This is a genomic window from Corynebacterium amycolatum (genome assembly GCF_016889425.1).
Taxonomy (GTDB): domain Bacteria; phylum Actinomycetota; class Actinomycetes; order Mycobacteriales; family Mycobacteriaceae; genus Corynebacterium; species Corynebacterium amycolatum.
Genome location: NZ_CP069513.1, coordinates 1543230 through 1555115, shown reverse-complemented (window position 1 = coordinate 1555115; position 11886 = coordinate 1543230). Strand labels below are relative to the sequence as shown.

The 11886-nt window shown below is 59.4% G+C and carries 9 protein-coding genes; all 9 read right to left on the bottom strand.

Features of this window, described 5'->3' with window-relative positions; genetic code table 11:
• Positions 1-5 precede the first annotated feature (5 nt).
• The 9 genes from ileS to murG all read right to left on the bottom strand — a co-directional run bounded on the left by ileS (position 6) and on the right by murG (position 11884).
• On the bottom strand, positions 6-3266 hold the full coding sequence (gene ileS, locus I6J19_RS06875; RefSeq protein WP_038625786.1) for an isoleucine--tRNA ligase: 3261 nt from the start codon (positions 3264-3266) through the stop codon (positions 6-8).
• A 420-nt stretch (positions 3267-3686) separates the two neighbouring features.
• Entirely contained in the window at positions 3687-4700 is a 1014-nt protein-coding gene (locus I6J19_RS06870; RefSeq protein WP_038625788.1) for a DivIVA domain-containing protein, read from the bottom strand.
• A gap of 398 nt (positions 4701-5098) precedes the next feature.
• The gene (locus I6J19_RS06865; RefSeq protein WP_038625790.1) at positions 5099-5398 is read right to left on the bottom strand and encodes a YggT family protein; all 300 of its coding nucleotides are present in this window, start codon (positions 5396-5398) and stop codon (positions 5099-5101) included.
• A gap of 63 nt (positions 5399-5461) precedes the next feature.
• Positions 5462-5983 carry a cell division protein SepF gene (gene sepF / locus I6J19_RS06860; protein WP_038625792.1) on the bottom strand — a complete coding sequence of 174 codons (522 nt, stop codon included), beginning with the start codon at positions 5981-5983 and terminating at the stop codon, positions 5462-5464.
• A 122-nt stretch (positions 5984-6105) separates the two neighbouring features.
• Entirely contained in the window at positions 6106-6828 is a 723-nt protein-coding gene (pgeF, locus tag I6J19_RS06855) for a peptidoglycan editing factor PgeF (RefSeq protein ID WP_038625794.1), read from the bottom strand.
• Positions 6829-6834: 6 nt separating this feature from the next.
• Positions 6835-8154 (bottom strand): cell division protein FtsZ, encoded by a 1320-nt coding sequence (ftsZ, locus tag I6J19_RS06850; protein WP_038625796.1) that lies wholly within the window; start codon positions 8152-8154, stop codon positions 6835-6837.
• A gap of 269 nt (positions 8155-8423) precedes the next feature.
• Complete coding sequence (locus I6J19_RS06845) at positions 8424-9200, bottom strand: cell division protein FtsQ/DivIB (protein ID WP_038625798.1); 777 nt, start codon at positions 9198-9200, stop codon at positions 8424-8426.
• A 4-nt stretch (positions 9201-9204) separates the two neighbouring features.
• Positions 9205-10698 carry a UDP-N-acetylmuramate--L-alanine ligase gene (murC, locus tag I6J19_RS06840; RefSeq protein WP_038625800.1) on the bottom strand — a complete coding sequence of 498 codons (1494 nt, stop codon included), beginning with the start codon at positions 10696-10698 and terminating at the stop codon, positions 9205-9207.
• Positions 10699-10711: 13 nt separating this feature from the next.
• Entirely contained in the window at positions 10712-11884 is a 1173-nt protein-coding gene (murG, locus tag I6J19_RS06835) for an undecaprenyldiphospho-muramoylpentapeptide beta-N-acetylglucosaminyltransferase (RefSeq protein WP_038625802.1), read from the bottom strand.
• Positions 11885-11886: the final 2 nt, after the last annotated feature.

The following is an 11886-nucleotide window of genomic DNA, read 5'->3' as shown; positions in this document are numbered from 1 at the left end:
CTCCCCTACTGCTTGGCAATATCCGCCGAGCAGCCGTCCGCCACGTCGTAGCTCAGTGACTCTCCGCCAGCGACGACCTCGAAAGCGGTGGCAAGAACTTCCCGGGCGATGAGGTCAGCGTGGCGGTTTGCCCACTCTTCACGCTCGGACGGGACCTGCAGCTTCACCGAGATACGGTCGGTGACCTCGAGGCCAGCGTTCTTGCGGGCGTCCTGGAGACCGCGGATACGGTCAGCAGCCCAGCCACGGGACTCCAGGTCCTCGTCGAGCTCGGTGTCAAGCACGACCAGGCCATTGACGCCGTCGACCTCAGCGGTGGAATCCGGCGAGATCGCGACCAGATTGCGGGTGTACTCGCCCTCCTGCAGCGGAATACCATCGGCGACAACGGCGCCGTCGACAACCTCGTAGTTGCCGGACTTCACAGCCTTAATGACCTTCTGAACGTCCTTGCCCAGGCGTGGACCGGCCACGCGAGCGTTGACGGAGACCTCGAAACGTCCCACCGAGTCCACGTCGGAGGTGAACTCCACCTTGTCGACGTTGACCTCGGAGGAAACGATGTCGGCGTAATCACGCAGACGTTCGGCATCCGGGAATGCCAGGGTTAGCTTCTTCAGCGGCAGGCGGTTTCGCAGCTGGTTGGCCTTGCGGATGCGCGATGTTGCCGAGCAGACATTGCGGACAATGTCCATGGACTCAACGAGTTCGTCATCGGTCGGCAGCTTGTCGACGTCCGGCCAATCCTCCAGGTGCACCGAGCGGCCGCCAGTGAGCGAGCGCCAGATGACCTCGGTGGCCATCGGCAGCAGCGGAGCAGCCACGCGGGTGAGAACCTCCAGCACCGTGTATAGGGTGTTGAATGCCTCTGGGTGCTTGACATCGCCGGCCCAGAAGCGGTCGCGGGAGCGGCGCACGTACCAGTTGGTCAGTGCGTCACAGAACTGACGGACCTCATCGGTGGCAGCAGCAATGTCGGTGTTGTCCAGGCACTCAGTGACAGCACGGACAGTTGCTGCAAGCTTGGCCAGGATGTACTTGTCCAGGATGTTGTCGGAGTCCACCGACCACTCGGCCGGCTTGGAGGCGTAGAGCTGCAGGAACGAGTATGCGTTCCACATTGGCAGAAGCGCCTGGCGCACGCCCTCGCGAATACCCTGCTCGGTGACGATCAGATTGCCACCGCGCAGAATCGGGCTGGACATGAGGAACCAGCGCATGGCGTCGGAGCCGTCGCGGTCGAAGACCTCGTTGACATCCGGGTAGTTGCGCTTGGACTTACTCATCTTGTTGCCGTCATCACCCAGCACGATGCCGTGGGCGACGACCTTCTTGAACGCCGGGCGGTCAAACAGTGCAACCGACAGGACGTGAAGCAGGTAGAACCAGCCGCGGGACTGGCCGATGTACTCCACAATGAAGTCGGCCGGTGCGTGGGACTCGAACCACTCCTTGTTCTCGAACGGGTAGTGGAACTGCGCAAACGGCATGGAACCGGAGTCGAACCAGACATCCAGGACGTCCGGGACGCGGCGCATCATGGACTTGCCGGTCGGGTCGTCCGGGTTCGGGCGCACCAGTTCGTCAATCTCCGGGCGGTGCAGTGTGGTCGGGCGAACGCCGAAGTCCGCCTCCAGCTCATCGAGGGAACCGTAGACGTCGACACGCGGGTACTCGTCGTTGTCGGAAACCCACACCGGAATAGGCGAACCCCAGTAGCGGGTACGGGAGATATTCCAGTCACGTGCCCCCTCGAGCCACTTGCCGAACTGACCGTCGCGCACGTGCTCCGGCATCCACTCAATCTCGTTGTGGTTGAGCTCCACCATGCGCTCGCGGATCTTGGTAACGGACACGAACCAGCTTGGCAGTGCCATGTAGATTAGCGGCTCGCCCGAACGCCAGGAGTGCGGGTAGGAGTGCTCGATGGTGCGGTGCTGGACGACGCGGCCAGCGGCCTTCAGGTCACGGATGATGTCCTTGTTAGCGTCGAAGACCAACTTGCCCTGGTACTCCGGCACCTGGGAAGTGAACTTACCGTCCATGTCCACCGGAATGATGACATCGATGCCGTATTCATTACAGGTGTTCATATCGTCTTCACCGAATGCCGGTGCCTGATGGACCACACCAGTACCGTCCTCGGTGGTGACATAGTCGGCCACCATAATCTGGAAGGCGTTCGGGTGATCTGCGAAGTACTCGAAGATCGGCTGGTAGGTCAGACCTTCCAGGTCAGCACCAGCGAACGTAGCCACGACCTCGTGTTCCTTGCCCAATTCCTTGGCATAGGCACCAATCAGCGCCTCTGCCAGCAGGAAGGTCTTACCTGCAAACTCCGGCACGGAGGAATCCCCTCCGACCTTAACTACGGCATAGGTGACCTTCGGGTTCACGGCCAGGCCAAGGTTGGACGGCAGCGTCCACGGCGTGGTGGTCCAAGCGATAGCCGCAGTGTCAGCGAGCACCGGGTTGTCCGCCAGCGTCTTCTCCGCTGCAGAGCCGGCCTTGGCGCCGGTGAACGGGAAGGTCACGGTCAGGGTCGGGTCCTGCCGCATCTTGTAGGAGTCATCCAGGCGGGTCTCCTGGTTGGATAGCGGGGTGTGCTCTGCCCAGGAGTACGGCAGCACGCGGAACCCCTGGTAGACCAGGCCCTTGTTATAGAGCTCCTTGAAGGCCCAAATCACGGACTCCATGTAACTCATGTCCATGGTCTTGTATCCGCCGTCAAAGTCAACCCAACGAGCTTGACGAGTGACATATTCCTTCCACTCGCCCGCATACCGCAGCACCGACTCGGCGCAGTACTTGTTGAAGTTAGCCAGACCCATTTCCTCAATCTGGCCCTTGTCCTTAATACCGAGCTGCTTCTCTGCCTCCAGCTCAGCCGGCAGACCATGGCAGTCCCAGCCAAAGACACGGCCAACCTGGTAACCACGCATGGTCTTGTAACGCGGAACGATGTCCTTGACGTAACCGGTCAGCAGGTGACCGTAGTGCGGTAGACCGTTGGCAAACGGCGGGCCATCATAAAAGACGTATTCGTCCGCCCCATCGCGCTGATCAATAGAGGCCTGGAAAGTGCTGTCCTTACCCCAGTACTCCAGAACCTTTTCCTCCAGCTCCGGGAACTTCGGGCTCGACGTGTACTTACCAAAGTCAGCAGTGCGCGGATACGCGCCGCCTGCCGGAGTGGCCTCAGCAGAGGCATTTACATCGTTCGAATTAGACACCGTTTTTACGTCACTTCCGTGGTCGAACATCATTAATACTCACCACGGGGACGCGTGCCTAGCCCCTTCAGCGTTGTTACTGGTGACACTGAAAAGGAGTCTCGCGCGGTACCACCCCGCTTGGCATCACGCTTTACGACGGTTCTTGCGAACAAGAACCATGCGGTTTCACGCGATAGCCCGCTTATTTAATACGGCTTTGTAACGGTGCCAAACCGTTCGGTTCTACTGGGCCCATTTATTGCTGGACTGTTCTTCCGAAACGCTCCCCGGTGATGGCCGGCTCATTGCGTGTATGGGTGTCAGTATAGCAGTGTCTCAGGCAACTACTACAACCCTGACCGAAACAAAGAATGCGCTTGGGTCGCAGGGAAAGATAACAAAAACCACCGCGCTCTGCCTCCCCTTCCTGGGGAGCCGAGCGTGGTGGTTTTCTACGTATTGGCTACGTAATTAGTTGTTGTAGCCGTCGGCCGGGGCAGCCGACTCGCGAGAGTTCAGGTCGTCCAGCTGAGACTCCAGGAAGGTCTTCAGGCGGGTGCGATACTCGCGCTCGAAGATGTGCAGTTCCTCGATGCGACCCTCCAGAGCGGTCTGCTGCTCCTTGACAGTGGTCATAATCTCGTGGTGCTTGCGCTCTGCATCCTCCTGCAGCGCGGTTGCCTTCTGCTGCGCTGCGGTGATGGTGGCGTTGGAACGAGCGTCTGCGTCGCTAATCATTTGCTCGCTGCGCTGGCGAGCGTCGGTGAGGGTCGACTCAGACTCGTTGCGGGCATCAGCCAGCAACTGCTCACTGCGCTCCTTGGCATCAGCCAAAGTTGCGTCTGCCTCGTTGCGAGCGTTGGTGACAGTGCGCTCGGCCTCTTCATTGGCCTCTGCCACGGTGCGGTCAGCGTTCTCACGAGCCTCGGTGACAAGCTTGTTCGCCTCAGCGTCGGCGTCAGTGGTGACGCGATCGGCGGTGTCCTGAGCAGCCTGCAGGATACGAGCAGCACGGAGGCTAACTTCCTGCGACTCAGTGCCGGTGCTTGCTGCAACTGTCTGCGACTGCGCCGCAGATGCGGAGGAAGCCTGCTGTGCAGAAGCCTCTGCCTCAGAAGCACGCTTCTCAAGAGCATCCAGACGATCCTGGTAGCGAGCCTCAATCTCCTGCTGCTGAGCGTTCAGGCGCTCGTTGTACTCAGCGCGCAGCTCCTGCTCAATTTCCTTGCGCAGCTTGTCTTCATCGACAGCCGGCGTCGCAGCGACAGCACCAGAAGCGGCGTAGTCTGCGTCACCACCCTGCTCTAGCTGACCTTCAAGGTCCTCAACGCGCTGGCGCAGCTCAGCGTTTTCATCCTGGAGCTCACCCAGTGCGTCCTCCACGAGGTCGAGGAACTGGTCGACCTCATCCTCGTTGTAACCACGCTTGCCAATCGGAGGCTTGCTGAAAGCCACATTATGCACATCAGCCGGAGTCAACGGCATGGTGAGTTCCCCTAACACTTTGAGCGGACAGTTCTTAAGAAATCTTAAGAGAATTATTTCCAGTAGTACTGTTTACCCGGCCAATCCTACCTGCTCTAGTCACAGTCCTCACCCCATTTATTTTGGGCAGGACTCTATCTCCCACGTTCTAACCAGTGGCAAAGTTCTAGTAAAACGTTAAACCTCGCCCTTACCCTGCACCTTTAGCCACAGAGCTTTACCCCCGACACAACAAAAACCCGTTGGGGATTACATTCCCCAACGGGTTCCTATTATTGCCCCCGATTAACACCCCCGGCAGCAATTCAATGCCCGAGAACATCACATTCGGGACAGTCAAAACAACACAGCTCCACCGAAATCCACATTGTGGACCCCAAGCAAACAGTTAGCGATATTTACGCCACCGCACCGAGAGCTACCTGCAGCACCATTCGCAGAATCATAAGGATGAAGAACAAAACAAGCACAGACATGTCCACCATCACGTTGCCCATCGGCATAGGCGGGATGAGTCGGCGCAACAGCTTCACCGGCGGGTCGGTGATGACAAAAACAATTTCGCCAATCGACGAAAACACCCTGCCCGGTCGCCAGGATCGAGAAAATGACTGAATCATTTCAATCACGATGCGAGCCAACAGCAGATAGGTGAAAAGCTTCAGCAGGATTAGCAGAACTAGCAGTAGTGAAGACACGAATAAACAGTCTAGCTAATTAATCGAAATACGAAATACTAACAAGTCATGCGAGCCGGCTGACTAGCCGGACATCCGGTCGAACTGCCCCTCGTTGACATCGCAGCCGTGCGGGTACAGGGTAAACACGGAGCCGTCAGCCTTGATCCGGCCGCGCAGACCGAAAACCAGTCCAGCAACGAAGTCGACGTAGCGCTTAGCCTCAGATGGGTCGAGCTCACTCAGATCGAAGGTGACGATGTCACCGTCGCGGAAGTGTGAACCGATGTCCGGAGCCTTGGAGTACTTGTCCTGGAAACCACTTTCCGGCTTGATAAAGACCTGCTCTGGTTCCTTGGTCTCAGCAAGGGAGTGCAGGTTGCCGTAGCGGTAGTCCTCCTCACGGGAGTTCACACTTGCAGCCTCACCTGGAGCCTCTTCGCGCAGCTCGTAGCGGTGGCGCTCCGCACGACGCGAGTCGGCATAGGAGTCATCAAAACGCTCCTCGTCACGGCGGTCAAACTCGTCGTAGTGCTCGTCGTAAGCCGCGTCATCAGTCGGGGTAAGACCGAAGAAATTTGAAACCCCACGGAAGAAATCAGCCATCTTCTGCTACGTCCTTCTTAGTGTGCGAATTTAAGTCTGTGCTACCCACAACCTACCGGCTGGGTCAGCAATATCGCATAGACACGCGCAAATTTGGCGAGCCAAAATTACAACTTTGAAACTTAGTCCTGCTCAGGCAGGATCACGATGCCCGCCTGACGGCCAGTTTTTCCCTCCCGCCGGTAGGAAAAGTACTGCTCATTGTCAATAGTGCAGCTGGGCTCGACGTTGAGATGCCGCACGCCGAGGTCATAGAGCTGACGCAACAGGCCGGCGCGCACGTCGACACCGGCAGTCCCCTGCTTCGTTCGCGTCTTCGCTCCGGGCAAGTGCTTATCGACGTCATCGGCCATCGACTCAGGCACCTCGTAATTGTGCCCAGAAGCCGCCGCACCGAGAAGCGCATGGATATTCTCGGGCGTGGCACCGAGCTCAATCATCTTTTCGACAGATTTATGAACGATTCCGTTGCGGGCACCGGTCCGCCCCGCGTGTACCGCAGCGGCGACACCCGCATGATCGTCGGAAAGCAAGACGGGAACGCAATCGGCAACGAGCACTACCAGCGCGAGACCCGGCGTGGTCGTGACGATGGCGTCAGTAGCCGGGACAGGCTCAGTTTGTGGTTCGTTGACGACGGTGACCGTGTTGGTGTGAAGCTGCTCCATATAGACGAAGCGGGCGCGGTCGATTCCCAGAGAATCGGCCAAGCGCTGGCGGTTGCGTTCGACTGCGGACGGGTCATCGCCGACATGATCTCCAAGATTGAAAGAATCATATGGTGGCAGCGAAAACCCGCCGCGCCGATTCGTCAGAATTTTTCGGCTGCGGCGGGATTCAGTCATGATTTCTTAGAAGCCCCACTCCGGCAGGTCACTGGAGGCCTGGTAGCCACCACGACGATCATCGCGGTCATCGCGATCCTTGTAACGGTGAGCACCACGGTAGTTGCGGTTTTCCTGCGTACGCGGTGTCGGGTTGTCGGTGAACAGACCACCGCTGTTCGGATTGGTGCGCGGGACAAAGCGGTCGCGGTCCTCACGCTCGCGCGGCTGTGCGACCGGACGCTCTTCCTCCGCACGCGGAGCCGGAGTGCCGAGGTTGTCACCGCCCGGCAGTGCGCTGCCCTGGCGCGGCGCCTGCTCAGCGGCCGGACGCGCCTCGACATCCTGTGCAGCCGGTCGTGCAGCGGCACCTGCGGCTGGCTTGTCCAGCGGGTTGCCGTTACCCTGCTCAAAACCGGTAGCAATCACAGTGACACGAACTTCGTCACCGAGGTTGTCGTCGATGATGGTACCGAAGATGATGTTGGCATCCGGGTCAGCCTTTTCCTCCACGATGGACGCGGCGGCGTTGACCTCCATCAGACCGAGGTCGGAGCCACCGGCGACGGAAATAAGCACACCCTGTGCACCATCCATGGTGGACTCCAGCAGCGGGGAGTTAATGGCCTGAGTAGCGGCGTTCATCACACGGTCGTCGCCGCGTGCGGAACCAACGCCCATCAGAGCCGAGCCAGCCTCCGCCATTACCGAGCGGACGTCGGCGAAGTCGACGTTAATCATGCCCGGAATGGTAATCAGGTCAGTAATACCCTGGACACCGTTGTAAAGAATCTCGTCGGCAAAGCGGAACGCGTCCATCATGGACAGATCCTGCTCACCAATCTGCAGCAGACGCTGGTTCGGAATGGTGATAAGGGTGTCACAGACCTCCTTGAGGGTTTCAATACCCTCAGCGGCCTGGCGCGCACGGCGCTTGCCCTCGAAGTCGAACGGCTTGGTTACTACGCCGACGGTCAGCGCACCGGACTTCTTGGCAATGCTCGCGACAACCGGAGCTGCACCGGTACCGGTTCCACCGCCCTCACCTGCGGTAACGAAGACCATATCGGCGCCCTTGAGGGTCTCTTCAATCTCATCCTTGTGATCTTCCGCAGAAGTGCGGCCAACCTCGGGGTTAGCGCCAGCTCCCAGACCACGAGTTGCCTCACGTCCGATGTCGAGCTTGACATCAGCGTCGGAGAACATCAGGGCCTGCGAGTCGGTGTTTACTGCGATAAATTCGACACCCTTCAGCCCCTCCTCGATCATGCGGTTGACAGCATTGACGCCACCGCCGCCGACACCGACGACTTTGATAACGGCGAGGTAGTTATTCGGGGAGGTCATTGCGCGTTTCTCGCCCTTTCCTATAGGTCCTAAATTAATTTCATCTAGCCACGTTGCATATGGGCCGCACGACAGCATTGGCACCGCCGGGCAGTACAGCTCTCCATGACACCGCACGGAAGAAGTGCATCATGGCCGAAAAGCTGTTGACCCCATTGTGGTCGAAAACTGCAAATAATTCAGCGACCTTTTAGCGCGTGTCGCTACCTTAAACCTGCACTTGAGGGATAGTGTTTAGCCACAGAAATCACTCCAGACACCACCATTCTCTACTCTCCCTTAGCGGCGGGTAGTCGGGGGTTGGAGACATTCCAGATCTTCTCGCCACGGTTCAGCACAATTTCCGTCGCACGGGCCTTTTCTGCCGCATTATCCGAGGACCCGAAGTACACCTCGTATCCATCGGTCAGAAATAGCTTGATTTCTGCCTCGGAAGGCGCGCTAATCCGCTCCACACGGTGTGCGACGGGCTCCGGCAACGCCTTGACGACGTTCAAAACCGCCTTGATAACGCGCGGTTCGGGGTCAACTTTGCCGTCTGTTGGCTCATCCACGCGTGGTGCATCGACAACCTCGATGACACCCGGAGGCGGGGCTGCCGTGACGAACTCCTGACCATTTGCAGAAAACAGGTGCTCTCCGTCAGTGGCACGGACAAACACCACCGGGGTGAATTCCCGTACCGAAATAGTCACGCCCTGCGGCCACGAACGACTGACGGTCACGCTATCGACCCACGGCTGCCCCGCCACGGAGCGCGCTGAGGCATCCGTGTCCAAGCGAATGAGCTTTTGATTCTCGGAGATACCACTGGCCTCGACAATCGCGTCTTTATCCCCGTGGACGACGCCTTCAACATCGATGTTCTTCACAACCAGCCACGGCGAAAACCACACCACCGCTGCAACGATGGCGATAATCGCGACCAGACCACCGCCGACGAGCCAGCCGCGTCGCGGGGCGCGCGCTGAACGCTGTCGCCGCGACACGGCTGTGCCCTGGTCTGCACCGTCGGTCTGCTGAGATTGCTTTCGGCTGGTTTTCACAGTGCTACGACTCCACCTGTTCGTCGTTGTCTCCGCTGAGCTCGCGCACGATTTCGTCGGCAAGCATCGTCACAGAGCCAGCGCCGATGGTCAAGATGACATCGTGCGGTTCGGCGATTTCGCGGACGCGAGCCGGAACGCTGGTGAAATGCGGCTCGTACGTCACAGGGATGGTCATTTTGTTGGCGATGAGCGCACCGTCGACACCCGGCAGTGGCTCCTCGCGGGCACCGAAGACATCGAGCAAAACGGCCTTGTCCGCCAGCGACAGGGCGGCCGCGAACTCGTCGGCAAAGTTGCGAGTACGCGAGTACAAGTGAGGTTGGAAAACAGCGATGACATTGCCACGACCGGCCTCGGTGACCAATTCCCGAGCTGCGCCGAGAACTGCGGAGACCTCGGTCGGGTGATGCGCGTAGTCGTCGTAGATACGAGCGCCAACAAATGGCCCCTCGCCGATAGTGCCGTGGTAGTCGAAGCGACGACGGACACCGGTGAATTCACCAAGACCGCGCGCCATACGCCCCAAATCTGCCCCGACGCAGTCGCCACCAACCATTGCGGCCAGCGCGTTGAGCGCCATGTGACGGCCGGGCTGATGCAGTTCAAACCTCATCGATGTCGAGCCAACGGTGGCCTCCACGCGGGCGCTACCACCGACGGGAGTCCAGCCGTGCAAAACGGCACCGACTGGCAGCGTCGGGTGTTCAGCCAAGGCTTCTTCCCCACCATAAGCCAGCACGTTAATGCCCCGTTCCACCGCGCGCTCGCCCAATGCGGCCGCATGCGGATCCTCAGCACAGACGACCAGATGACCGCCATCTTTAATGCGCTCTGCAAAAGCGTCAAAGACGGCGTAGTAGGTCTCCTCGTCCCCGAAAAAGTCCAGGTGATCGGGCTCGATGTTGGTAATTACGGCCACTTCCGGCTGGTAAGTCAACAACGAGGCATCCGACTCATCGGCCTCAGCAACAAAGACGTCACCGCTGCCCTGGTGAGCATTGACGCCGGCCTTGCTCATTAGACCGCCAACAGCAAAAGACGGATCCAAACCAGCAGCCTGCAAAGCGGCGACGGTCATCGACGTAGTCGAGGTTTTGCCGTGAGTACCGGCAATCAGAAGGGCCCTGGAGTCCTGCATCAACAGCGCTAGCACATCGGAGCGCTTGAGCACCGGAATGTCCAGCTCATGTGCACCGGCCAGCTCCGGATTCGTCTTCGGAATAGCTGCGAAGGAAATGACCACTGCCTCCGGCAGCTCTCCCTCGCCGGCCAGCTCGAGATTCGCACGGTCATGGCCAATGGCGATGGTGGCTCCCATCGCACGCAGTCCCACCACCGCGCGGGACTCCTTGACATCGGAACCGGTAACACGAATGCCACGCGCCAACAGGATGCGAGCGATACCGGACATGCCAGCACCGCCAATGCCAATCATGTGGACACTTGCGGGCAGCTCTCCCGTTACCGGCTGAAAGCCATCGAAATTAACGTTCATGTTTATGCTCGCTTTACTTCTTAGAGTTCACAGCCGCAGACAGCACCCGACGGGCGATGTTCTCCGCAGCGTTACCATGTCCGATGTTGGCCAGGGCGCGGCGTCCGTCGGCAAGCTTTTCAGGGGACGTGACCAGCGGAATTACGATATCCGAAACTGATGCCGCAGTCAGCGACTCGTCGGCGATGAGAATGCCGCCGCCAGCATCGATGACATCGGTGGCGTTGAGTGCCTGTTCCCCATTTCCGTGTGGCAGCGGTACATACACCGCAGGCAGGCCGACAGCTGAGACTTCAGCTACCGTCATCGCACCGGAACGGCACAAAATCAGGTCAGCGGCGGAGTACGCCAGATCCATCCGGTCGATGTACGGCACAGCGACATAGGGGGCGTCCTCGCGGATGGACTCGACCTCGACGTGATTCTTCTTTCCGTAGGCATGCAGTACGGATACACCGGCCTGGGCGAGCTCTGCGGCTGCACCGCTGACAGCTTCGTTGATGGAACGCGCCCCCTGCGAACCACCGGTGACAAAGAGTACCGGTCCCTCCTGCGGTAAACCGAAGAACTCGCGGGCTTCGGCACGCTTGGTGTCGCGGTCCAGCGCCGCGAGGCTGGCACGCACGGGATTGCCGACGACCTCGGCCTTCAGACCTGAACCTGTCACAGCGGCCAGGCCGACGCCACCGAGTGCGACACCGAGCTTATTGGCCAGACCCGCACGGGCGTTGGCCTCGTGAACCAGGAACGGAATCTTCTTCCCCGCACGACACGCCATGTAGGCAGGTGCCGATACGTAGCCGCCAAAACCGATGACCGCATCAGCGTCAATACGCTTGAAAACCTTGCGGGTCTCACGCACCGCACGAGCGACGTTGAGAGGCAGCTTGAACAAATCCGCAGTCGGCTTGCGCGGCACCGGCACTGGCGGAATCAGCTCCAGGTCATAGCCTCGCGCCGGTACAAGGGTCGACTCCAACCCCCGATTCGTACCGAGTGCAATGACGCGGGCCTCCGGCTGCAGGTTCAAAATCGCATCCGCCACTGCCAGTGCGGGTTCGATATGGCCAGCCGTACCACCGCCGGCCACCACAATGGTCGGAGCAGAGCCATCGTCCTTGAGAAACTGCTCAGACTCCGAAGCGCCTTTCGCCCCAGCGGCTGCGCCCAGATTCTTGTCTGCCATGG

Coding starts and splice junctions, on each gene's coding strand:
- I6J19_RS06870 (WP_038625788.1), bottom strand. CDS start 4,700: ATGCCGTTGACTCCGGCTGATGTGCATAATGTGGCTTTCAGCAAGCCT.
- murG (WP_038625802.1), bottom strand. CDS start 11,884: ATGGCAGACAAGAATCTGGGCGCAGCCGCTGGGGCGAAAGGCGCTTCG.
- murC (WP_038625800.1), bottom strand. CDS start 10,698: ATGAACGTTAATTTCGATGGCTTTCAGCCGGTAACGGGAGAGCTGCCC.
- sepF (WP_038625792.1), bottom strand. CDS start 5,983: ATGGCTGATTTCTTCCGTGGGGTTTCAAATTTCTTCGGTCTTACCCCG.
- ftsZ (WP_038625796.1), bottom strand. CDS start 8,154: ATGACCTCCCCGAATAACTACCTCGCCGTTATCAAAGTCGTCGGTGTC.
- pgeF (WP_038625794.1), bottom strand. CDS start 6,828: ATGACTGAATCCCGCCGCAGCCGAAAAATTCTGACGAATCGGCGCGGC.
- ileS (WP_038625786.1), bottom strand. CDS start 3,266: ATGATGTTCGACCACGGAAGTGACGTAAAAACGGTGTCTAATTCGAAC.